This is a genomic window from Lachnoclostridium sp. An118 (genome assembly GCF_002160985.1).
In the GTDB taxonomy this organism is placed as follows: domain Bacteria; phylum Bacillota; class Clostridia; order Lachnospirales; family Lachnospiraceae; genus Claveliimonas; species Claveliimonas stercoravium.
This window is the reverse complement of the sequence record NZ_NFLQ01000007.1, coordinates 21,352-42,876: the sequence shown is the minus strand read 5'-3', so window position 1 is coordinate 42,876 and position 21,525 is coordinate 21,352. Positions and strand designations below refer to the sequence as shown.

Sequence of the window (21,525 nt, the reverse complement as noted above, 5' to 3'; positions counted from 1 at the left end):
CATTCCTGTAAAACAGGATACCACGGACAGGAAAACATGTAAAGAAAAGCCGCTCTGCCGGGGAGGATCTTTCATCCTCTTTTGGCAGAACAGCTTTTTACTGTTGTTTTTATCTGTCTTTTTTACTGGTCCTTTTTCTTTTTTTCACAAGGTCTGCTGCCAGTACCACCAGATATCCCCCTGCCAGCACTGCCAGGATCACTCCATTGACCAGCTCCTGCGGAGGTGCCTGTCTGTGAAGGGCAAGCTGCAGGATAAAAGCCGGCCTTGTCAGAAGATCCTTGTTGTAGATCAGCCGAAAGGCCGCAGTAATGGCCAGCCCGCAGACTGCCAGGTTGAGAATGCTGAAAAGAGCGCCGATCTTCCATTTTTTAAGAAATGAAATGATCCACAGCAGGGCAGCTGTTCCCACAAATGATATAAGAAACAGCGTCCCCATATTGATCCGCATACATATTACAACGGAATTGACACAGAGCAGCGTAATCACACCGGCCCAGATCAGTCCGTTATAGACAGCTCCAATGATCCGTGCCATTATTCTGCAACCGTAAATGTGGCGATGATATGCGTTCCCTTGGCAGGCATTTTGTCAGAAGGTCCGAATGTGATCTCCTCCTGGTACTGGTAAGCTGCATTGCTTGTGATACCGGCCGGGCAGCTCTCCAGACACATAATGCAGCCTGTAGCGTACTCCTGGTTCACCTCCAGGTTGCCGCCGAAGCGCATAGCCATCTCTCTCTCCTCGGAGGCTGTAAACAGATCTGCAAAAGAGCAGGTCTCTGTACCGATTTCTACATTTACATCCAGATCCGTTCCTTCTATAATGCCATCCGGATCATCCAGTGCAATATTGTTTCCATCCTGTGCTCCAAGCTGTTTCAGCGCATCATAGAAATCCTTTGTGGCTGCTGTGGTAGTAAATAAAGTCTTGTCCGCGTTGGATCCTTCCTCGTTTACGATGGCATGGATCGTAGACTCGTCATATCCTGTGGACAGAATATTCATGGAAATAGCCTTTGCCTCCTCGTTCACTACCATGGCTGTGTCATCCACTGTGATCGTAAAAGTTACCTCCGTTCCTTCCTCCGGCATATTATCTGAAGGTGTGAACTCGATGGGCTCATTATACTGGTAAGCCGCATCGCTGGCGATACCTACTGAGCAGCTCTCCATACAGAGCAGACACCCTGTAGCATACTCCTGGTTGAGGGCCACATTGCCGCCAAAACGCATGTCCATCTCCCTCTCCTCAGAGGCTGTGATCAGGTCATATGTGTCGTAGTCTGTCCCGTCTACCTGGATGGACACATCCAGGCCGCTTCCAAGGATTGTCCCGCTCTCGGCATCTACTGGTATATTATTTCCCGGAATGCCGCCCAGCTCCACGATCGCATCATAGAAGTCCATTGTAGATGCCTCTGTGGTAAAGAAAGCGCTCTCGGCGTTGCTTCCGGAGTCATTCACAAGCAGGTGGATGGAAGACTCAGTATTTCCCGTTGCTGTAGCCTGCACTGTGATGGTTTTCGACTCAGCATCCACTGTAAGGGCCTCTGTTTCCTCCTGTGTCTCCTGGGCTGTCTCCCCGGCGCTGTCGCTGCCGGTCTCCTCTTCCTGTGCGCCGCATCCTGCCATTCCCATGGTCAGAAGCAGTGCAAGGAATAATGCTGTCTTTTTCATAAAAACTCTCCTCCTTTGTTCAGACATAGCTTTTTATTCCGTTTTATCTTACTCTCTATGTCTTCGAAAAGCCAATCGGAATTTTTTATATTTCTTTGTACTTATTGTTTTTTTCCATAAACCATTCCCGGTACCAGGCCGGACAGATTTCTGCGCAAAAAAGCAGGGACAAAATATCCCTGCCTTTCTTTAACATAATCTGTGAGAGGTTTTTTATATCTACAGGCCAAGCAGAGCTTTGATCTCTTCCTTGCCCTGGGCGCCGACTGCCATGTTTACTTTCTTTCCGTCCTTGAACACGATGAGTGTGGGAATAGACATTACCCTGTACTGCTTTGCCAGCTCCATCTCCTCATCCACATTGACTTTCCCGATCTTCACGCCGGTAAGCTCCTCGGAGAGTTCCTCGATGATGGGCAGAACCATCTGGCACGGTCCGCACCAGGTAGCCCAGAAATCCACCAGTACCGGTACATCTGACTGTAATACCTCTTTTTCAAAATTGTCCTTTGTGAAATGTAATGCTGCCATATTTATTCCTTCCTTTCTTTCCACTGATTCCGTCCGGTCTGCCGGAGGATCTTTTTGGGATTGCTTTTTTCGTTTTCTGTCTTTATTATACACCATTGCGGATTTTTTTCTGTAACCTGGTCACATTCTTTTCAATCTTTTAAGAAAGCTCCCTGATAAAGGGGCAGATCGATCCGCACCTGCGCCCCTCCTGTCTCTGCATTGGAGAGCGTCAGCCTTCCGCCTGCCTCCTCTGTGAAAGTCCGGGCAATGTAAAGTCCCATGCCGTAATGACGGTGCCCCCGGCTGCCATCCCCCTGGTAGAACCGCTCTGTTCCCCTTTTCAGATCCTCCCCGGAAAATCCCGGCCCCTGGTCTGTCACCGTGATGCGAAGCCACTCCCTGCCGTCATCCCCCGGCCGGACAATGGAGGCATGGATCTCCACCTTCCCATCTGCAGGCGTATAGTCCACCCCGTTGGAAATGACGTTCAGAACTGCACGGCTTACATTGGTCCGGTTTCCTGCCAGAAAGCAGGAAGACGCCTCTCCCGCCCCGGTACCGGAAGACGCCTCCGGCAGTTCCAGGCGACAGAGAATTTCTGCTTTTCCTGCCCTCCCCAGAGCCGCGGCCTTTTCCTTTATCTCCTCCAGCCAGGGGCGGGCCGGAAAATATGCCTGTCCGCAGCCATCCTCCAGGCTTATCTCTCCTTTCATGGTCTCCTGGAGGATCACAAGATATTCCTCTATATCTTTTATATTATCCAGGATTTCTCCGTCCCATTCACGGATCTCGCGGAGATCCTCCGTCTCGGCAAGAAGTTCTGCATTTCCCCGTATAATGGTAAGAGGCGTCCGGATGTCGTGAGCCAAGGCCCGGACCTGCTGTTCCTTTTTCTGTTCCAGTTTCCACTGCTCCCTGAGGGACTTCTGGAGGGCTTCCTTCATCTTATGGAGGGAAGCCAGGACTTCGTCTATCTCCTTTATGTCAGAATGTTCCCTCTCAAAGGCCAGATCCTCCCTCTCCACTCTGGCGGCAGTCTCCGACAGGACCTTAAGCCGCCGGTCCACATATCTTCCAAAGCGGCGGGGCATACAGACCGTCAATATAACTATGATCAGCACGAAATCCCCCAGAAACACAAGCTCCGCATTGGGGAAAATCTCCCGCAGGGCAGGGGAGACAAACTTTGCCATCACCTGGTACCGGATCATGGCTGTACTGCCGTTTTCCTTTTCAATTCTCTGCCAGAAACTTCCATACAGACTGGTCGTCTCCTGTGTACCTGCCTGCCTCCACACTTCTTTTCGCTGCTCCGCCGGGATATTTCCGTACAGCCAGGTGCCATCCTCCCCGTACACCCCGTAGACACATGTATCCGGAAGCAGCTTCTCTTCCACCTGTCCCCCTGTCCGGATGGCATCCGCAGCCTGCATGATCCGGGTCTGTTCATAGGAAGGGATCCGGATCATGCCCAGGCTCACCAGGACAAAGTAGGAAAAAAAGATGATGACGCCTGTCCCTACCGCCAGCAGAGCGTACAGAAGAAGGAACCCGGAAAAAATAGCATGCAATCTTTTTTGTCCCGGATTTTTCCGCTTTGTCAGTTTCCTCAGCTTTTCCATCTGTACCCTGTCCCCCACACTGTCTCCACAGGCTCGCAGCCGGCCGCCCGGCATTTTGCCCGGATGTTTTTTATATGCTCCGTAATGGCGGAGCTGTCGCTCTCACCGTCATAACCAAAGACGTGTTCATAGATCTGTTCCCTGGAGAATACCTGACCCCGGTGAAGGGCCAGATACTCGCAGATTTCATATTCACTCTTTGTAAAAGGCAGCTCCGTCTCCCTGTATACCGCCCGTTTCTCTCCCAGATAGAAACGCATCTCACCTGCCAGGACCGCATGGGTCTTCCTGCGCCTCTCCCGGCGGATGTGGGCCTGCACCCTGGACCGCAGTTCCCCGATACCAAAAGGCTTTCTGATATAATCGTCCCCTCCCAGTCCCAGACCTGTCATGATATCTTCCTCCCCGGTCCGGGCCGTGAGAAAGAGAATGGGACAGTCCACCTCCCCGCGGATCCGCCTGCAGAGGGAAAAACCGTCCACCCCCGGCATCATCACATCCAGAAGGATCAGATCATATTTTCCCAGAAACCAGTTCTTAAGCAGGAGGGGATCGCTGACTGTATCCACCTGGCAGCCGTCCTTTTCCAGCGCTCTCTTTATGATCCGCAGGATCCCTTCCTCGTCATCTACCGCCAATATATTTCCTGTCATTTTATTTTTCACTCCCGAAAGTCTTAAAAATCTTTTTTCCTGTACCAGAAAAGTACTGCCCCGAAGATCAGAAGGGACAATCCCCCGCATACACAAAAGGGCCAGAAAGCCTGCTCCGCCACTGCCCCGGGGGCCATGACACCCATGTGATATACTAACACATAATCACACCACCTGCCACTGAAAGCCCAGGGAAGGTACATCCAGATCCCCTCTCCCATGCCGGTGAGCATAAGGCAGGCAAGGATCATCCCGCCCGCGCCGGCGCTTATGGATGCAGCCTTCCCCAGCCGGAGGGCAAGAAAAAGATGGATCAGATACACCGGCATCTGCCCAAGCCAGATCACCAGGGCTTCCCGCACATACAGATCCAGAGAGAACACATCGCCGCCCGGGAGAAGGCGATACAGGGCGCCAAATCCCAGTATGGCCAGGAGGACAGCTCCCAGCCCCATGATCAGAAGGCCCAGCCACTTGGCCGCCATCCCCCTGCATCTGCCCGGCGGCAGGAGAAGGAGGATCTGATATCCCGCCTCCGCCTCCATTTCCGCTGCCATCCCGCAGACAAGTCCTGTGAGAAAAGGCCAGATACATGCCACCACCTCCAGGTAAGCCTGCACCTTTCCGGCACTGCTCCAGCCAGAGAAGCTGTAGTATAGAAGAAACACTGCCATCCCCACAAGAGGGAGAACGAGATGGATCTTCAGAACAGGCGTATGGGCATACTTTCTCATCTCCGCCGCCAGAAGTCTTGCAAATCCTTTCATACTCTCGCAGCCCCCTTTCTTTCATACCACCGCCTGGACAGGCACCACAGAAGCACAAGCAGCGCCAGGCTGATCGCCAGCCCCGGAGCCAGGCTGGCCGGATCCAGCAGCTCCGCAGAGAAAGTAGGATTGCCCGGCCTGGCCGGCATATTGTTGGGCAGCACCCCGATGACCACACACATCATCCTAGGAAGGATGGCATAGGGATCCACCATCCAGAAGGGCGTCACAGCGGCCAGAATGCCTGTAAGTGTAAGACCCATCTGGATCAGCAGAGCCGGCAGCATACCCAGGCGCCGCCAGAGGGACAGGCAAAGCGGCACCTGCCAGCTTCCGGCCACAACCATGACAAGGACAGCAGCTCCGGCCTGGGGCAGGGATACCTGCAGCGTCTGGGACATCCCCAGATGTGGAAAAATAAGATTTCCCGTGATCCAGACAGCCAGCGCCAGCAGGATGTTGGCTTTTACCATCCACAGGATACAGGTCAGCACCTTGGCGTCCCAGAGGCGCGCCAGGGGCACAGGCAGGGACAGGATGGCCCTGTCCTCCATTTTTCCGTCTTTTCCTGCCGCCAGACAGCACAGCAGCCCTGTCATGGCCGGATACATACCCACATACCACCAGTTGTAGGCGCTGACCGTGCCGTAAGTCGTGCTCAGCACAAAAGCCACTGCCAGCGTAAGGACAGGCAGCAGATACCACAGCATGTCCGTTCCGCTGCGGCGGTACTTCATCTTTTCCGCCCGCAGCAATCTTCCCATACACGTCTTTTCCTGACTCATGCCTGCCACTCTCCTTTCCTGTTTTTCTCCACCACTTTTGTGAAGAGTTCCTCCAGATGTCCCTTCTGCGGCATCCCGCCCTGGTAGCCCAGGACGCCTCCCGACAGGATCCCGATATGATCTGCCATCTGCTCCACCTCACCCAGGATATGGCTGGAGACCAGCACTGTCATGCCGCCAGATGCAAACTCCCGCAGCATGGCACGGAGCTTCTGTATGCCGAAGGGATCCAGTCCGTTGGTGGGCTCATCCAGTATAAGGAGCTCCGGTTCTGACAAAAGGGCAGCCGCAATGCCAAGACGCTGTTTCATTCCCAGAGAAAATTTCCCGGCTTTCTTCTTTCCCGTGTCTGTCAGCTCCACAGTCTCAAGCACCTGGCTGATCCGGCTTTCGGGAAGCCCAAGGGCAGTGGTGCGTACCAGAAGATTTTCCCTGGCGCTTAAGTTCCCGTAGAGAGGAGGGGTTTCTATGAGAACTCCTGTCTTTGCCAGCGCCTGTCTGCTCCACGGCTGCCCCTTAAAGAGCACCTGTCCTTCATCAGGCTGCACCATTCCTGTGATGATCTTCAGCAGGGTGGACTTTCCGGCCCCGTTTGGCCCCAGCAGCCCGTAGACGCATCCTTCTGGAATGCGCAGGGACACCCGGTCCAGTGCCTTTTCGTCGTTTCCCCGGAATGTCTTTGTCAATGCTTTCGTTTTTAAAACAATAGATTTCATTCTTTTTCTCTCCTTTATATAGTATACCGGCGGCGCCAGAGGCATCCCGCCCTGTATCTGAGAGTATAAAAGAGAAACCTAAGGAATTTATAAGGGTGCGAAAAAAAAGAAGGGTATTGCTACCCTTCCGTGTGGATGGTTCCCTGGAAACTATCCTTAAAGGTCCACCCCTGGGTCAGATCTGTGCTTGTAAAGACGGCCTTTGTATTGCCGGCCGTCCCCTGCCCCAGGGTCAGTGTAAACACGCCGCCCTCTGCTGTCAGAGAGTCCACTTTGTCCAGAAAGGATACACTGGAAGGAAGGCTCTCCCAGGGGAGGACCAGCTCTGTAAAGGAAGCGCCTCCATCGGTGGTCACTCTGAGAGCCGGATACTGTTCGTCGCCGTTCACTGTCTGGAGGCTGGCCACGCCATGTGATGTGTCCGAAAAAGCCAGTCCGTCCAGCATCATTGCCTCCTCGTACAGCTCTGTGGAAGATGTCCACGTCTCTCCCCCGTCATGGGTCCAGTACACGTAAGTAGCCCCGCCACTCCCCATGGTCCAGTCTGTGCCAAGACCAGCGTACCCGTTTTCACTGTCCAGGAAACGGACGATCCTTCTTGTGCAGAGTCTTGGCATATAGTCTGTAAACGGAATGTCCTGCCAGGTGGCCCCTTTGTCCCGGGACAGGCGAAGAGTGGGCATCTCCCCGTAAAACACAGCGTAGGCGCCGTTTCCATCTGCAAAGTAACTGTCCTCAAAAAGGCTGCCGCCCCTCTGGTAGGTGTCCGTGGTCTCGCTTACCTGCTGGCTGGAAAGTCCTGTGGAGACCCAGCTTTCTCCCGCATCACCGGTCAGAAGGAGGTCCCCGTTATTGATCCGATAATCCATCTGCACCACGGTCTCCGGGTGTCCGGACAGGGCGGACGTATCTGCCGCCTCACAGTAATATTCCAACCTTTTGCCAGTGGCCCCGGTTCCATCCGTAAGGGAGATGACCAGGGCAGAGGAGCCGTCGCTGACACCGCCCTGCCCCTGCTGGTACTCTTCCCATGTCAGCACCGGGAAATCCTGCCCGCCGCTTCCATCCAGGACCGGTGTCCCCGCTTCAAGCTGGATGTCCGGCTGAAATTCCACCTGGAAACGGTCGAAATCAAGAAGGCGGATCTGTGCTTCAAAGGGGATCCTGCGGATCTGCTCATCTATGTATGTGAAATCCGCATTGGGATCGTAGTATGTGGGAAGGGCTGTTTCCTGGTACTCCCTGCAGGAAAGCTCCTGCGTCCCGCTGTCGTAGGTATAACCCACATGGGAGATATACTGATCCTGGTCATCGAAGCCTGTCACCGTCAGCGTAAAGTCTGTCACCTCTCCTTTTTCTGTAATGGAAGCTCCCAGATAGGCGATATCACCATGCTCTGGAAACTCTTCCGTTTCTTTTACCTTATCCAGAATGGCGGCAAGCCCCGCCTGTTCCAGCGTGTTCTCCTTAACCGTCCACCTGCTGAATATAAATGCCGCCAGCGCTGCCATCACAAGGATGGCCGCGGCCATTGCAATGATGACCCTCTTTTTCATGTCTGTTCTCCCCTTTCTGTTATCGTCTGTCCATAGCCTCGCCTATATATCTCCATCCATGATCCGCTCCAGCACGACAGGGGTGGTCTTCTTCATGCTGACCCTGCACAGAGTCAGTGTGCCGCCATCCTCCACCGTGTTCTCCCCGCCCTCCAGGATGCAGTCCGCATTCAGCACAAGGGTCCACTCAGGGCCGTTTTTGGGGAAAACCAGGGAAAGGGTTCCATACTGCATGTATGCATCATATTCGTAGATTTCCACTCCCCGGGGCGTCTCCAGTTCCATCTGTCCGTTGCGCACATCCAGCATGTAGCCGCCTTCCCCCACCCATGTGCCTGCGATGGCATTGGACACATAGTAATAGGCAGTCCCGTCGCTGCGGTCTCCGTAAGTGGCAACATACTGGTGTACTCCTCCGTCCTCTTCCGACTCATACGTCACAGCGCACACGTCTTTTTCCAGCCACTGGGTCTTTACTTCCCCGGCAACGGTAAAGGGAAAAGTTTCCGCCTGGCGGACAAAAGGTCCCGCGGCCTGCCTGTAAAGCCTGGCAGAGCCATTATCCTCCTGTATTTTTAAAACCATGCAGTCTGAAGGAAAGCCGGGAGAAAAGCTGAGGATCTCTCTTTGTCCATCATCGGTCAGAAGGCCGGCTGCCCCATTGCCTGCGAAGAGGAGCACAGCTCCCAGCACCACCGCCGGTTTTAAGAAAAAGGGGCGCAGCTTTTTCATACAGAGGCCGCCTGCCATCAGAAACAAAAGGGCCGCCCCGTTTACGGCAAAGAACATCCACCTGGCCATATACTCGATCTGATACCCGTCTCTGTTAAGGATGTACCAGATCTGCACAGCCAGACACAGGATACCCAGCACAAGCAGGATACCCCCGACTCCTTCCAGCATATACCGGGACCGCTCCTTTTTCTCCGGGTGTTCCATGACGCCGGAGGGCGTTGTGTACTCCTGCAGAGCCGGCTGTACAGTTTCCGTTTCTGCCGGGCCGCCCTCCAGGATCGCCTCCACCGGCACGTCCAGTACGCGGGCAAGCTCCAGCAGAACGCTGATATCCGGCATCCCCTGGCCTGTCTCCCACTTGGAGACAGCTTTGTTTGTCACACCCAGCCTGTCCGCCAGGTCTTTCTGTGTCATCTTCTTCTTTTTTCTGCAGGCTGCAATGTATCTTCCTGTCTTTTCGTGATCCATGCCGTCCTCTCCCTTCGCTGTTTTCGTTCTTATCATACCCCGCCGGGGAAAATCTGGCAATATACGCAGGGAAGAGCGGGAGTCCACGGATCGTGGAACTGCCTGCTCTTCCCTGTTTTCCGGTATTTTCTTCTATTCTTCCGCCGCTCCTTCTGCCAGCTTTTCATACCACTCAAGAGTGGTTTCCTCCTGCTGGCTGTTGGCAAACACAGTCATGTCGTCCAGCCGGATCTCAAGAACAGGGGTATATCCTCTATACAGGAACATCATACATTTCCCTGTCTCCTTTCCCCGGAAATGCCCCACATTGTACTCTTCCGTGCTGCCGCCGTTTGTCCTTGTAAAGTTCTCATCCGGCATATCTTCCAGAAGGGTGACGGAGCGGATCTCTTCTTTATCAAAAGAGCAGTCGTACCCTGCCGCCTCAAAAGTAAAGGTATTTTCCTCCTGTGTAAACAGGACTTCCACATTGATAAAATCTGCCAGCAGCACGGCCGTCCAGATGACAATGCCCACCACCACCGCCGCAAGGACCGCCGTTATTACTTTCGCCGCCGGCCGCCCGTAGTTCATGGACATGTTCATGCTGTTGAACCTGCCCTGGACGAGGAGATGCCGGTCGCCTGGATTGTTGTACCAGCCCTTCTTCCAGTACTCGTCGTCGTCAATGTAGCAGGCGGAGGTGTCCGCCTCCAGCACCTCCCGCCGTTTCCTCACAGACCTTGCAAGCGGGAAAAGCAGGGCCGCTGCCTCCAGAATGAGAAGGGCTGTATAGATCCCGTAGACGGCCCCAGGCAGATCCGGACCACAGCGGAAATACCAGAAAGCCATCCAGATCCAGGATGCTCCGTTCAACCAGGACGCGTACACAAATCCCTCTGTCCAAGACCGTTTCATCAGACGGTTGGCGACCAGGTTGATCTCTGTGTGATTGCTGTACACCCGGTTGGGCCGCCGCACCACCGCAAGATGCATGCCAAGAAAAAGGAGGCAGAGTCCTACGCCGGTGCCGTAAAGCAGCCAGATGGGCCATGCCTCGGCCCAGGAGACATGGAACCTTCGCTCCCCTTCCACGACGAGGAAAACCGTAGCCGCTGTCAGCGCCAGAACGGGAAGATGCCATTTCCAGTCCAGGGCCATCTTCTCCGAGGCAGCAGAGACGGCTGTGTCAATGCGGACAATCTTTTTACTTCTCTCATCCACCCAGCCTTTCTTTACTTTCAGCCGGTACATCCTTCTGTGTGGGACGATGATCAGATACTCCAGGCCGCACGCATATTCCAGCAGCCACAGAGACCATACAATGATAAATACGATGTAATCCACAAAACACAGGAAACAGGAAAGGGTCCCCACCGCAAGATTGATCCGGTGAAATAACGTCCAGTTCCTCCGGTATTTTTCACAGAGTTCTTCCACTTCCGGGTGATGGATGCAGGTAGCCGGAATATGGACTCCCAGAACCATACCCTCTCTGTACTCCCACATTTTTCCGTAGGAATAGCGGCACAGAGGAACAATGATCAGATTTGATATAAGGAAAATAAAAAACATGGCAATATTCATCGCTTACCCCTCACTTTCCGCAGGATGCATGCTTGTAAACATCTCCTCGCAGATCCGCATAAATTCGTCTTTTTTCATTCCTTTAAGACAGGCCTCCGCTGACAAAAGCTCCAGTTCGGACTCCAGCTTCTCCCGGAAGAGTCCCTCCGCCTGCCCCGCAGGCAGAACCGTGGCTCCTTTTCTCCTGTCAATCTCTATAAATCCTTCTGTCTTCAGTATCTGGTACGTCTTGTTCACAGTCATGGTATTGATCCCTGCGTCCCTGGCCATCTGCCGGACCGAAGGCAGCGTCTCCCCTGCCCGCAGTTCGCCTCTTCCTATACCTTTGACAATCTGGTTTCTGAGCTGTACGTATATGGGCGTATCACTGCTCATATCAAGAGAAATGATCATAAAATCCGCCTCCTCTCCCTGGGATATCTCTGCTTGGACATTGCAGCAAAAAAGTATTATCTGTATTACATATCATAATACAGATAATACTTTTTTACAAGTCCTGCTCTCACATTACATTTACCTTACATTTCTGTCATTTTCACAGATTTTTCGACAATCTGTGCTACAATACGGCTCATAAAGGAAATCCATTTTAAGGAGGGCTGCTTTATGAGCTCCTACGTACAGACCATACTGACGGCGGTAATCGCATTCCCCTTTATCGCCTTTTTATTTACCTTCCCCTATATCATTTACAACTACCGGAAATACGGCTCTGTCCTGAGCTTCCGTATTCTGATCGTGTACTCTTTTATCCTGTACCTGCTGTGTGTCTACTTTCTTGTCATCCTGCCCTTGCCTTCCATCGATGAAGTGGCCCGCATGACAGGTCCCAGGATACAGTCTGTCCCTTTTATGTTTATCCGGGACATTTTCCAGGAGTCTGATTTCCGCCTCCGGGATGTCTCCACCTGGATAACCCTCATCAAAAACATGGCGTTTTTCCAGGTGTTTTTCAATTTCATTATGATCATCCCTTTTGGCATCTATCTGCGGTATTATTTCCGGTGCGGTTTCAGAAGGACCTTTCTTTTCTCCTTCCTTCTGTCTCTGTTCTTTGAGCTGACCCAGCTCACAGGGCTGTACTTTCTCTATCCCAGGGGATACCGGCTTTTCGATGTGGATGACCTGCTGATCAATACCCTCGGCGGTATTGCCGGGTACCTGTGCGCCCCGGCCTTCATGCGGCTTCTGCCATCCCGCGAAAACATGGATAAAGCCAGCATACGCCGGGGAATGGAGGTGTCCCTGCCCCGGCGCGTACTGGCTCTTTGTTTCGATCTGTTCCTTATCTTTCTGGCAGATGCAGCGCTTCGGGCTGCCCTTCCCGGCGGCCGCCAGATGCCAGGCAGCCTCTGGCTTATTCCTGCCTTTTTATACTACTCCTTTGTTCCCGCGCTTACAGGCGGGCGCACCGCAGGAAAATGGATCCTGCGCATCCGCATCGGCGCCACAGCAACAGGCGGCAGGCCCCACTGGTACCAGTACCCGCTGCGGTGCGGCAGTCTGCTCCTCTTTCTCTTTGCACTGCCCCGGATCTTCTCCCTGCTTCCGCCTCTGCCGGCCTTTCTGTGTTACACAGTCTGGTTCTTCTTCCTTGCATACACAGGAATCCGCGCTGTCCGGCACCGGGATCTGTTCTATGAACGGCTGTCCGGCACAAGAAATATTTCGTCCCTGGCGGACCAGCCCTGTCGCTCTGAGGAAATTTCCTCTTAATATCAGTTCCCTAAAAAATATCTGTCAGAACAGCGGCTTCAGACACTTCACGATCCGCTCTACCACCTGGACAAATGTCTGTGTATCCACGGACATATTGTTTAAGTAGGCGTGATACGCCCCCTGGATGCAGTAGGAAAGAAGAATATCTTTTTCCGGATCTTTCTGGTACTCCGGATATTTCCGGTAGATCACCTTTTTAAGCTCCCTCTCCATCTGCACTCCCAGGTGGTTCTGCTCCTTTCCCGCAAACAGTACCTTGATGAGGGAGATATTGGACAGGAAGGCAAGACAGAGGGCCCGTGTGAACACATCCGGATTTTCCGCGGAATGTCCCTTAAGATCCGGGATGCTGTTTACAATGGAGAGCACCGTCTCCTGCTCCAGTGTCTCCGAGAGCGCATAGATATCGCTGTAGTGGGCGTAAAACGTGGACTTGTTGATACAGGCCAGAGCGCACAACTCTTTCACTGTAATCTTTTCCAATGGTTTCTGTGCCCGCAGCTCCATAAATGCGTTGCGGATCGCTTTCTCTGTTTTTTCCGTTCTTAAATCCATCTTCCGCCCTCCCGGATTTTCCCTTTTAAGCAACCATTTCGCCAAAGAGTTGTTTTTCCGACGGATCGCGAATATCGTCGGTGGACTCCCTGGCTGCGCTGTGATAATTATAAGATATAAAACAACTCGTGTCTATTATTTACGGAGGTCAGTTATGGATTTTTACGGATTTTATACAGGGAAAATTTTTGATGCGTACGAATACCTGGGCGCCCATATGCAGGATGACGGAACCACGTTCCGCACCTTTGCCCCTTCCGCTTCCAGAGTCAGTCTCATCGGGGAATTTAACGGCTGGCAGGAACTCCCCATGGAGAAAGTCCACGACGGAAATTTCTGGGAAGTCCATGTAAAGGACGCCCTCCCGGGTATGATGTACAAGTACCGGATCTACGGCGGGGACGGCCGCTGCATAGACCACTGCGATCCTTACGGGTACGGCATGGAGCTGCGCCCTGCCACCGCCTCCATCATACGCAGCAGGGGCAGCTTTCATTTCCAGGACCAGGCCTGGATGAAAAAGCGTTCCGACTGCCGGGACAAGCCGCTGAACATCTACGAAATCCACTTCGGCTCTTTCCGGAAACCTTCCGATGAACCGGACGCCTGGTACACCTACGATGAGCTGGCAGACCTGCTGATCCCCCATCTTAAGGAAGCCGGGTACAACTATCTGGAGATCATGCCTCTGGCCGAGTATCCCAGCGACGACTCCTGGGGCTACCAGGGAACCGGCTTTTTTTCCCCCACCTCCAGGTATGGCACCATGGATCAGTTCAAATCCTTTATCAACGCCTGCCACCGCAGCGGTATCGGCGTGATCCTGGATTTTGTCCCGATCCATTTCGCGGTGGACGACTATGCGCTTGCACACTATGACGGCACGGCCCTCTATGAGTACCCTCACTCTGCCGTGGGATACAGCGAGTGGGGAAGCTGCAATTTCATGCACTCCCGGGGCGAGGTGCGAAGTTTTCTCCAGTCCGCGGCAGACTACTGGCTTTCTGAGTTCCATATAGACGGCCTGCGCATGGATGCCATCAGCCGGGCCATCTACTGGCAGGGAGATCCGGCCCGGGGCGTCAATGGAAATGCGGTGGACTTCCTGCGAAATATGAACCAGGGGCTGAAAAAAAGATACCCCGATGTCATTCTGGCGGCGGAGGACTCCACCTCCTTCCCGGATATCACACGGCCCGCCGAAGAGGGCGGCCTTGGCTTTGACTACAAGTGGGACATGGGCTGGATGAACGATACACTGAACTATTTCCGCACAGCCCCAGCTTACCGCACAGCAGAATACCACAAGCTCACGTTCTCCATGGCCTATTATTACCAGGAGCAGTATCTCCTGCCTCTCTCTCACGATGAGGTAGTCCACGGAAAAGCCACCATCATGCAGAAAATGTACGGGGATTACGATGGAAAGTTCCCCCAGGCGCGGGCTTTCTATATGTACATGTACGCCCATCCCGGGAAAAAACTGAATTTCATGGGAAATGAAATCGGACAGCTCCGGGAGTGGGATGAAAAACGGGAGCAGGACTGGTGCCTCCTCTCCTATCCGGCCCACGACGGCTTCTTTCACTTCATGGCGGATCTGAACCACTTTTACCTGGAACATTCCCCACTCTGGGAGCAGGACTATGAGGAAGGCGGCTTCCAGTGGCTGGACTGTCACCAGGAGGAGAAATGTATCTATGCCTTTGAGCGCCGCAGCCGCAAAGAGCGCCTTGTGGCCGTCTTCAACTTCTCCGACAAAAAGATGGATGATTTTGTGCTGAAGGTCCCAGGCGCAGAGGCGCTGATCCCTGTGTTTTCCAGTAATCTGGAAATGTACGGCGGCGCTTCCAGAGAAAAAAGAGCAAAGATCAAAGGGGAGCATCAGCTCTTTCAGATTGATATGTCCCCCTATTCGGCCCTGTATTTTACAGTGAAGTGATTATAGCACAGGCCATTTCCAAAAAAGACAGCGGATGCCGTCCCGTATATCCGGAACCTCATCCGCTGTCTCCTGCCACGAAAGTAAAGTGATTTATAAATTATCTTCCCAGCATTCTGTATGCCACGTTTAAGTTGCCTCCGTTCATCATAAGGAAGCCTCCTGTGATTGTTGCTGCGTTCTCTGCAAAATATCTCTTAATTCTCTCCATGATTGTCATACCTCCATTATCTGTTATTACCATATTTCCATTCAATGCAGTTGTTTTCATAAGTCATACACTCCTTTCAACTGTTATTGATGTTGTTTCCTCTTTACGTGTATTATCATACTGCTCTTTTCCGGTAAGAAACAGATATCTTTTTGACATATTTTAAGTCAATATTGATTTATTCTGTTTTTTCTGCTATTCTATTCTGCAACAGAAAAAGGAGGATGATACAGATGGCGCAGCCCTATTATGAGACATTTCAGAATATAGGTAATTCAGGGATAAACGTGGCTTTCTACACAACCCCCGGCGGCTACCGGCCTCTCCACTGGCACGAGGAGCTGGAGATCCTGTACCCGCTGAACGGCCTGTCGGACATCACCGTGGAGGGAACAAAATTCTCTCTCCCCAAAAAGCAGCTCATGGCCATAGAGTCCATGGAGGTGCACAGCACCTTCTGCTACGACCAGACCTCCATGTTCCTGTGCATCCATATAGCAAGAAAGCACTTTCAGGACTGCATGCCGGACATTGAGGACCACCACATCCTGTGCAGGCCGGACCTGATAAGCAACGAAAATTTTTCTGCCTACCTGGAGATCTGCCAGCTCCTTGAAAATATGACCCGGCTCTACATCCAGGATGCCACTGCTTTCTATCTGGAAGCGGAGGGACTTACCCTGCAGGTGCTGGCCCGCCTCATACGGGACTTTTCCACCAGCGTGCTGCCACCGGACAAAAAAGGCGACCGTCTCACGGCCAACCGTCTGCGGGATATCATCTCCTATGTGGAAGAACATTACCAGGAGCCTGTCACGCTCCGGGACATCGCAGACCGGACTGGACTTGGGAAGGAGGCCTTCTGCCGTTTTTTCAAAAAAAATATAGGGATGTCCTTCCTCCAGTATCTGAACGAGGTCCGCGTCACCCACATCTATCAGGACCTGGTCAATACAGAGGAGTCCATCTCCCATATTATGGAAAAAAATGGATTTACCAATCAGAAGCTCTTCAACCGCACCTTCAAAGAGCTCTACGGCACGACACCGTCGGCGGTGCGGAAGGGGCGATAGCAGAAATTCTATAGACTGTCAAAAAGACTGAGGGGCCGCCTCAAGGCAGCCCCTCTCTTTCATGGCAACTGTTAGGATCAGTCTGTCACAAAGGCTGCTGCCACGTCAGCATCCTTTGCTCCGTTTTCGATAATGTACAGGCCCGACACGTCAAATCCTGCGTCCTTCAGCACAGAGATACCTGTCTTGGCACAGTTGTTTCCGCTGTAGCACAGAAGGTAAACCGGCTTCTCTGCATCCATCTCTGAGGTGGCCAGCTCATAGAGGGCTGTCTGTGCATCCGCACTCTCCACATCCTTCAGATCGCACTGCAGGGAGCCCTCCAGATGTCCCTGTGCATATGTGTCATCATCCCTCACGTCCAGGATCTGGATATCCTCATTTCCCACAGCTTCCACAGCCTCAGCGCCTGATACATACTGCCAGTCAATACTCTCCTCTGTGCGGTTTGTGGTGAGAGCTCCGTCCTCCTCGGCGAGGGCCTTTGCTCCGCCCTCTACTGTGTAGATGCGGGAAGCGTCGATCCCCGCATCCTCAAGAACGCCTGTGGCTTTCTGAGCGCCCTTCTGCCCGCTGTTGCAGATGATATAGATGTCCTCGTCATCGCCGAAGTTCTCTTCCGCATAGGTGGTCATTGTCTCAACGAGAGAGTCATCCTCCAGCGGGAAGATGGGGCACCACTCAGAGTTTACCACTCTTCCGCTCACATAGTTGGACCACTCACGGACATCCAGCACGTGGGTGCCGCCTGCCTGAGCCGCCTTCACCGCATCCGCGGGAGAAACAAACTGATAGTCGCCGTCTGTGCTCTCACTGTCTGAGCCGGAGTCTGTGCTCTCCGTTGTCTCTGTGCCTGTCTCCTCTGTCTCGCCGGAGCCGCAGGCTGTAACCATAGTCGCTGCCATAGCTGCTGCCATCAGGACTGCTGCTATTCTTTTTTTCATGATACCTTATCCTCCTTGTCTTATCATGTATATCAATTATAAAAGGTATTTTTTGGCCGTTCAAGTGAATTGTCAGAATTGTCTATAGATTTATACAATATTCCATATAGATACCTTCTATAAACGTTTTCTGACTCTCATCTCTCGATAAACCTTCTGATCATCTCAAGAAAACTGTCGTCCAGGTATGCCTCCAGCTTCCGCCAGGTGGACTCGTTCACCAGCTCACGCTCCGGCTGCTGGTATTCCACCCAGGCCATGGCGCACCAGGTGATCCCCCTCAGGCAGGTGACCGTCATGTAGACGCTCACCCTCTCCCACAGCCCGTCCGTTCTGAATCTGCCCTTCACCGCCTCCTTGTACCTCTCTGTGAAGGCCTGCATTTCCCCCTCATCCAGGATCACATTGGTCTTCCAGAAGGTGGTGGTAGGAGCCAGGAAGTGTCCCAGGTCCTGGGCCGGCTCCCCGAAAAGCGGCTTCTCCCAGTCAATGAGATAGTCTGTCCCGTCCCCGCCCTCATCTCCGCTTTCATCCCCGCTGTTCATGAGGAAGTTTGTAGAGTTCAGCTCCGTGTTGATGCAGCAGAGATACTCCGCGGGACTTAAGCTGTCCGCCTCCCGCCACACCAGGTCGAGGAGCTCCCGTATCTTCTTCTTTTTAGCCGGCTCCCCCAGCGGGCTGTCCATATAGGTGCGGACCATCTCCTCACACTCCTCCAGAATGGCCCGCACCGGATTTTCCGGACGGATCAGATGATGGCCCGATGGCACCGGAACGCTGTGGATGTCCGCCAGGCAGTCTGCCGCCCTGAAGAGCTCTGCCTCATAGTCCAGGGCATGCCCCGGCAGATACTCCATGACCATGACCCCGTATGGCAGGACATCCCTGCTGCCGTCCACATAGAGGGGACGAGGCGTCCTGCCGGAGCCCTCCAGCAGCCTTAGAGCCTCGTACTCATACTCGATCTGATGCTCCAGATGCATCTGACTGCCAAAGTTAAGCCGGAGCACCAGCCTTTTCCCCGTCACCGGATGAGTAAACAGATAGTTCCTGTTGTACTCCCCCTGGGCCAGGAGACGATACTCCTCCTCTCTGGCTGCGGGCAGGCCAAGAGCTCTCCGGTAGTCCTCCGACTCCACATAGGCCTGCAGCCCCTTTGTCCGGTCCAGATCCACTGTCCCTGGCATATTTTTTTGTCTGTCCGCTCTCATGCCTTCTCCTCCTTTGTCCTTTGATCCTTTTGGGGGGCTCCAGACCCCTACCTCACATCCCGGTACATCCGGGCAAGGTCCTCTGTGTCCATCCCGTCCCGATACAGTTTTCTCAGACGGTTCATCTTCCACATGAGCTTAAGCTTGGGGATGGTTCCCTTCGGGAATCTCCTGTCTGAGGTGTAGATGCGCCTGTCCGCCATGCCCAGCTTTATCCCCATCTCCTTCAGTGTGAGAGAAAACTGGTAATCCTCCATAATGGGGATTTCCGGGAACATGCCGGCCTCAAAGAAGAGGTCTCTGTCCACAAAAATGCCCTGGTCTCCGAACATGACCTTCCTGTCCTTTACCCGGTGGTTGGATATCACCCGGCAGGTGAACATGAAAAAGTTTTTTGAGTGGAAGGCTATGCCAAAGCACCCCGCGCGGTGATCCCGCATGACTCTCCGTATCCTCTCCAGCGGGCGGTCCGGCAGCTGGCTGTCGCAGTGGAGAAAAAAGAGGATATCCCCGCTGCTTCGCCTGGCCCCCTCGTTCATCTGAAAGGCCCGCCCCTTGGGGGAGCGGATGACCCGGAACGCTGGGTCTATCTTCTCCAGGGTGCCGTCCGTGCTCCCTCCGTCCACGAGGAGTATCTCGCACCGGCCAAGGAGAGGCCGCAGCTGTCTCTGCAGCTGCTCGATGGTGCGGATCTCGTTGTAGATGGGGACGATGACGGAAATCCGGCTGTTCCTTGCCAGATATCTCCCTGTAAAGCTTTTCTTCAGGGCATGATCCTCTGTCATCCGCCGCCTGTACCCCCGCAGGTCTGCCGGCGTGTCCATGTCCTCCAGAGTATCTGTAAAGCCCACCGCAAGGCCGGCCCTCCTCATCTCTTCCAGGGTCTCCTCCAGCACGTTTGCATGTCCGTAGGAGTCCAGGGAAAATGCCTCCCGAAGGGGGCGCTTCATGCCCACCAGATAGTATCCACCGTCCACCGTCCTGCCAAAGACCGCATCCTTCTCCTCCAGGACCTCAAACGCCTTCTCCAGGCTTTCTCTTTTAAGCTCCGGCACATCTGTCCCTATGAGAAGGCAGGAGCCACAGCCCCGGCCCAAGGCCTGTGCTATGGCTCTGTACATCCGCTCTCCCAGGCTGTCCCCCTCCTGGGGGAACCAGCCCTCCGCCGGGCCCAGGACCTGTTCCAGCTCTTCTCTCCCCTCCCCGGGGGTGTAGCTGACAAAGATGTCCGCCTCACAGTCCCGGCACTGTCCGGCTATATCCTTTAAGAAACAGGTGTGGAGCCGGGCGCACTGTTCCCCTGTCAGGTGGGGCATCATCCGCGTTTTTGTCTGCCCCGGCCGGGGAACTCTTGTAAGTATGATCACTGCCCTTTTCATGTCTATAAAATCTTCTCCAGTATGTCTATCGTGTCCTCTACCACCCGGGGACAGAAGTCAAACATGAGTCCTTTTTCCAGGACCTTCTCCATCTCTCCCGGCTTTGATATATCGTGTCCCAGAAGCTCCCGGCAGATGCAGGAGGAATATTTCTCTCCAAAGAGCTTTTTAAATTCCCCTGTCTTCGCCGCCATGATTTCCTTCTGGGACTGGTCTCCCTCCCGGCTGTGGCCGTACACCATGCCGATGACCATGAGGGCACCGGTCACCGCCCCGCAGGTCTCCCCGCACATCATGCCTCCCCCGAAGCAGGAGGACACCTTCCTTGCCTGCTCCTGCGTCATGCCCATTTTTTCCGCAAAGGCTCCTGTCACCACCTGGGAGCAGTCGATGCCCTGCATAAAAAGATTTTTGATCTCCTCTTTTGTCATTTTTCCTCCTTACTGCTCTGTGGCCCCGCCACAGCTGGAGCCCTGCCCGGCTGTGCAGCCGTAGCAGTGGTTTGCCATGCAGATTTTCCTTTTCTTATAGGGCTTTCCCACCATGTCAAAGATGGTCTCCCCTGTCGCTACCGGCAAGTCCGCCGCCTGGTTAAAGTCACAGTCGTAGACCTGGCCGTCGTAGCCCACGGAAATCTGGAACCGGCACATGAGGCCGGCCAGCGTGGCATCGTTGAACGCATCTGAGAGCTTCTTCATATAGCTCTCCAGGTTGCCGCTCCTCTTTAAAAAGGCCTCAAAGCGCCCCATGGGATTGTTGGTGATAGTGAAAAGATGGTTGAACACTATGCCGTAGTCCTTCCACAGCTTTGCCTTGTACTCCTTTTCCATGGCCTCCTGCACCGGCGGGAAAAAGGCCCCGGCAGGATTGTACACCATGTTCAGTACCAGGTCCTTCTCTTTGCCGTAGCCCAGCTCATTGAGCCTGCGTATCACCTCAATAGCCATCTCAAAGGTACCCTCTCCCCTGACCCGGTTCATCTCCTTGGCCCTGTAGTAGGGAAGGGAGCAGACTACCTCCACCCTGTGGTCCGCGTAAAACTCCGGCAGATGCCTGTACTTTTCCTCCTGCAGGATGACCAGGTTAGTGCGGACGATGACGTGCCCGCATATTTTGCAGGCTTCCTCCACAAGCCACTCGAAATCCGGGTTCATCTCCGGCGCTCCCCCGGTGATATCGATGGTCGCCACCTTCTGTTCCCTGCACACTGCAAGACAGGCCTCCATCGCCTTCCGGTCCATGACTTCTGTCCTTGCAGGGCCCGCCTCCACATGGCAGTGCCTGCAGGCCAGGTTACACACTTTTCCCACATTGATCTGCACGACCTCCAGCTTATCTGTCGTGTACTTATACTCCTCCCCGGCAACTCTGTCCTCAAAATCCGGGATGCTCTTCAGTTCTCTTAAATCTTCCAGCGCCTGACTCATACT

The 21,525-nt window shown here is 53.7% G+C and carries 22 protein-coding genes; 3 read left to right on the top strand and 19 right to left on the bottom strand.

Features of this window, described 5'->3' with window-relative positions:
- Positions 1-109: 109 nt before the first annotated feature.
- The 12 genes from B5E62_RS07805 to B5E62_RS07750 all read right to left on the bottom strand — a co-directional run bounded on the left by B5E62_RS07805 (position 110) and on the right by B5E62_RS07750 (position 11,454).
- Positions 110-538 carry a hypothetical protein gene (locus tag B5E62_RS07805; RefSeq protein WP_087174065.1) on the bottom strand — a complete coding sequence of 143 codons (429 nt, stop codon included), beginning with the start codon at positions 536-538 and terminating at the stop codon, positions 110-112.
- The gene (locus B5E62_RS07800) at positions 538-1,680 is read right to left on the bottom strand and encodes a YdjY domain-containing protein (protein ID WP_087174064.1); all 1,143 of its coding nucleotides are present in this window, start codon (positions 1,678-1,680) and stop codon (positions 538-540) included. The genes B5E62_RS07805 and B5E62_RS07800 overlap by 1 nt, the downstream gene beginning before the upstream one ends.
- 219 nt (positions 1,681-1,899) lie before the next feature.
- The gene (gene trxA, locus B5E62_RS07795) at positions 1,900-2,211 is read right to left on the bottom strand and encodes a thioredoxin (RefSeq protein WP_076780742.1); all 312 of its coding nucleotides are present in this window, start codon (positions 2,209-2,211) and stop codon (positions 1,900-1,902) included.
- Positions 2,212-2,342: 131 nt separating this feature from the next.
- Entirely contained in the window at positions 2,343-3,764 is a 1,422-nt protein-coding gene (locus B5E62_RS07790) for a sensor histidine kinase (RefSeq protein WP_162610279.1), read from the bottom strand.
- Between the two features lie 38 nt (positions 3,765-3,802).
- A complete protein-coding gene (locus B5E62_RS07785) occupies positions 3,803-4,468 on the bottom strand; it encodes a response regulator transcription factor (RefSeq protein ID WP_087174062.1) in 666 nt (221 codons plus the stop codon).
- A 23-nt stretch (positions 4,469-4,491) separates the two neighbouring features.
- Positions 4,492-5,235: a lantibiotic immunity ABC transporter MutG family permease subunit gene (locus B5E62_RS07780; protein ID WP_087174061.1), complete on the bottom strand. Its 744-nt coding sequence runs from the start codon at positions 5,233-5,235 to the stop codon at positions 4,492-4,494.
- Positions 5,232-5,999 (bottom strand): lantibiotic immunity ABC transporter MutE/EpiE family permease subunit, encoded by a 768-nt coding sequence (locus B5E62_RS07775; RefSeq protein WP_162610278.1) that lies wholly within the window; start codon positions 5,997-5,999, stop codon positions 5,232-5,234. The genes B5E62_RS07780 and B5E62_RS07775 overlap by 4 nt, the downstream gene beginning before the upstream one ends.
- 17 nt (positions 6,000-6,016) lie before the next feature.
- Positions 6,017-6,736 carry a lantibiotic protection ABC transporter ATP-binding protein gene (locus tag B5E62_RS07770; protein ID WP_087174059.1) on the bottom strand — a complete coding sequence of 240 codons (720 nt, stop codon included), beginning with the start codon at positions 6,734-6,736 and terminating at the stop codon, positions 6,017-6,019.
- A gap of 119 nt (positions 6,737-6,855) precedes the next feature.
- The gene (locus tag B5E62_RS07765; protein WP_087174058.1) at positions 6,856-8,292 is read right to left on the bottom strand and encodes a WD40/YVTN/BNR-like repeat-containing protein; all 1,437 of its coding nucleotides are present in this window, start codon (positions 8,290-8,292) and stop codon (positions 6,856-6,858) included.
- 42 nt (positions 8,293-8,334) lie between these two features.
- On the bottom strand, positions 8,335-9,495 hold the full coding sequence (locus B5E62_RS07760; protein ID WP_162610277.1) for a helix-turn-helix domain-containing protein: 1,161 nt from the start codon (positions 9,493-9,495) through the stop codon (positions 8,335-8,337).
- A gap of 132 nt (positions 9,496-9,627) precedes the next feature.
- A complete protein-coding gene (locus B5E62_RS07755) occupies positions 9,628-11,049 on the bottom strand; it encodes a hypothetical protein (protein WP_143468823.1) in 1,422 nt (473 codons plus the stop codon).
- Between the two features lie 15 nt (positions 11,050-11,064).
- On the bottom strand, positions 11,065-11,454 hold the full coding sequence (locus B5E62_RS07750; RefSeq protein ID WP_076776677.1) for a GntR family transcriptional regulator: 390 nt from the start codon (positions 11,452-11,454) through the stop codon (positions 11,065-11,067).
- Between the two features lie 213 nt (positions 11,455-11,667).
- Between B5E62_RS07750 and B5E62_RS07745 the strand changes: the two genes are divergently transcribed.
- Positions 11,668-12,777 carry a VanZ family protein gene (locus B5E62_RS07745; RefSeq protein WP_087174055.1) on the top strand — a complete coding sequence of 370 codons (1,110 nt, stop codon included), beginning with the start codon at positions 11,668-11,670 and terminating at the stop codon, positions 12,775-12,777.
- 24 nt (positions 12,778-12,801) lie between these two features.
- On the opposite strand, the gene B5E62_RS07740 is transcribed toward B5E62_RS07745, so the two are convergent.
- Positions 12,802-13,335 (bottom strand): TetR/AcrR family transcriptional regulator, encoded by a 534-nt coding sequence (locus tag B5E62_RS07740; protein ID WP_087174054.1) that lies wholly within the window; start codon positions 13,333-13,335, stop codon positions 12,802-12,804.
- Between the two features lie 154 nt (positions 13,336-13,489).
- Between B5E62_RS07740 and glgB the strand changes: the two genes are divergently transcribed.
- Positions 13,490-15,277, top strand: a complete 1,788-nt coding sequence (gene glgB, locus B5E62_RS07735) for a 1,4-alpha-glucan branching protein GlgB (protein ID WP_087174053.1) — start codon at positions 13,490-13,492, stop codon at positions 15,275-15,277.
- Positions 15,278-15,377: 100 nt separating this feature from the next.
- Here glgB and B5E62_RS17060 read toward each other — a convergent pair whose 3' ends face one another.
- Entirely contained in the window at positions 15,378-15,548 is a 171-nt protein-coding gene (locus B5E62_RS17060) for a hypothetical protein (protein ID WP_164488605.1), read from the bottom strand.
- Positions 15,549-15,721: 173 nt separating this feature from the next.
- On the opposite strand from B5E62_RS17060, the gene B5E62_RS07730 reads away from it, so the two are divergent.
- Entirely contained in the window at positions 15,722-16,561 is an 840-nt protein-coding gene (locus tag B5E62_RS07730) for a helix-turn-helix transcriptional regulator (RefSeq protein ID WP_087174052.1), read from the top strand.
- 77 nt (positions 16,562-16,638) lie between these two features.
- Here B5E62_RS07730 and B5E62_RS07725 read toward each other — a convergent pair whose 3' ends face one another.
- From B5E62_RS07725 to arsS, 5 genes are all read right to left on the bottom strand, one after another.
- Complete coding sequence (locus tag B5E62_RS07725; RefSeq protein ID WP_087174051.1) at positions 16,639-17,505, bottom strand: rhodanese-like domain-containing protein; 867 nt, start codon at positions 17,503-17,505, stop codon at positions 16,639-16,641.
- Between the two features lie 137 nt (positions 17,506-17,642).
- Positions 17,643-18,674 carry a phosphotransferase family protein gene (locus tag B5E62_RS07720; RefSeq protein ID WP_087174143.1) on the bottom strand — a complete coding sequence of 344 codons (1,032 nt, stop codon included), beginning with the start codon at positions 18,672-18,674 and terminating at the stop codon, positions 17,643-17,645.
- Between the two features lie 89 nt (positions 18,675-18,763).
- Entirely contained in the window at positions 18,764-20,095 is a 1,332-nt protein-coding gene (locus B5E62_RS07715) for a TIGR04283 family arsenosugar biosynthesis glycosyltransferase (RefSeq protein ID WP_087174050.1), read from the bottom strand.
- Positions 20,096-20,097: 2 nt separating this feature from the next.
- Positions 20,098-20,526, bottom strand: a complete 429-nt coding sequence (locus B5E62_RS07710; RefSeq protein ID WP_087174049.1) for a C-GCAxxG-C-C family protein — start codon at positions 20,524-20,526, stop codon at positions 20,098-20,100.
- Between the two features lie 9 nt (positions 20,527-20,535).
- Complete coding sequence (arsS, locus tag B5E62_RS07705) at positions 20,536-21,522, bottom strand: arsenosugar biosynthesis radical SAM (seleno)protein ArsS (RefSeq protein ID WP_087174048.1); 987 nt, start codon at positions 21,520-21,522, stop codon at positions 20,536-20,538.
- Positions 21,523-21,525: the final 3 nt, after the last annotated feature.

Bases quoted from the DNA above. Each gene is read 5' to 3' on its own strand.
- B5E62_RS07780 (WP_087174061.1), bottom strand. From the start codon at position 5,235: ATGAAAGGATTTGCAAGACTTCTGGCGGCGGAGATGAGAAAGTATGCC.
- B5E62_RS07760 (WP_162610277.1), bottom strand. From the start codon at position 9,495: ATGGATCACGAAAAGACAGGAAGATACATTGCAGCCTGCAGAAAAAAG.
- trxA (WP_076780742.1), bottom strand. From the start codon at position 2,211: ATGGCAGCATTACATTTCACAAAGGACAATTTTGAAAAAGAGGTATTA.
- glgB (WP_087174053.1), top strand. From the start codon at position 13,490: ATGGATTTTTACGGATTTTATACAGGGAAAATTTTTGATGCGTACGAA.
- B5E62_RS07730 (WP_087174052.1), top strand. From the start codon at position 15,722: ATGGCGCAGCCCTATTATGAGACATTTCAGAATATAGGTAATTCAGGG.
- B5E62_RS17060 (WP_164488605.1), bottom strand. From the start codon at position 15,548: ATGAAAACAACTGCATTGAATGGAAATATGGTAATAACAGATAATGGA.
- arsS (WP_087174048.1), bottom strand. From the start codon at position 21,522: ATGAGTCAGGCGCTGGAAGATTTAAGAGAACTGAAGAGCATCCCGGAT.
- B5E62_RS07775 (WP_162610278.1), bottom strand. From the start codon at position 5,999: ATGGGAAGATTGCTGCGGGCGGAAAAGATGAAGTACCGCCGCAGCGGA.
- B5E62_RS07745 (WP_087174055.1), top strand. From the start codon at position 11,668: ATGAGCTCCTACGTACAGACCATACTGACGGCGGTAATCGCATTCCCC.
- B5E62_RS07725 (WP_087174051.1), bottom strand. From the start codon at position 17,505: ATGAAAAAAAGAATAGCAGCAGTCCTGATGGCAGCAGCTATGGCAGCG.
- B5E62_RS07770 (WP_087174059.1), bottom strand. From the start codon at position 6,736: ATGAAATCTATTGTTTTAAAAACGAAAGCATTGACAAAGACATTCCGG.
- B5E62_RS07805 (WP_087174065.1), bottom strand. From the start codon at position 538: ATGGCACGGATCATTGGAGCTGTCTATAACGGACTGATCTGGGCCGGT.
- B5E62_RS07765 (WP_087174058.1), bottom strand. From the start codon at position 8,292: ATGAAAAAGAGGGTCATCATTGCAATGGCCGCGGCCATCCTTGTGATG.
- B5E62_RS07800 (WP_087174064.1), bottom strand. From the start codon at position 1,680: ATGAAAAAGACAGCATTATTCCTTGCACTGCTTCTGACCATGGGAATG.
- B5E62_RS07755 (WP_143468823.1), bottom strand. From the start codon at position 11,049: ATGTTTTTTATTTTCCTTATATCAAATCTGATCATTGTTCCTCTGTGC.
- B5E62_RS07740 (WP_087174054.1), bottom strand. From the start codon at position 13,335: ATGGATTTAAGAACGGAAAAAACAGAGAAAGCGATCCGCAACGCATTT.
- B5E62_RS07715 (WP_087174050.1), bottom strand. From the start codon at position 20,095: ATGAAAAGGGCAGTGATCATACTTACAAGAGTTCCCCGGCCGGGGCAG.
- B5E62_RS07750 (WP_076776677.1), bottom strand. From the start codon at position 11,454: ATGATCATTTCTCTTGATATGAGCAGTGATACGCCCATATACGTACAG.
- B5E62_RS07710 (WP_087174049.1), bottom strand. From the start codon at position 20,526: ATGACAAAAGAGGAGATCAAAAATCTTTTTATGCAGGGCATCGACTGC.
- B5E62_RS07785 (WP_087174062.1), bottom strand. From the start codon at position 4,468: ATGACAGGAAATATATTGGCGGTAGATGACGAGGAAGGGATCCTGCGG.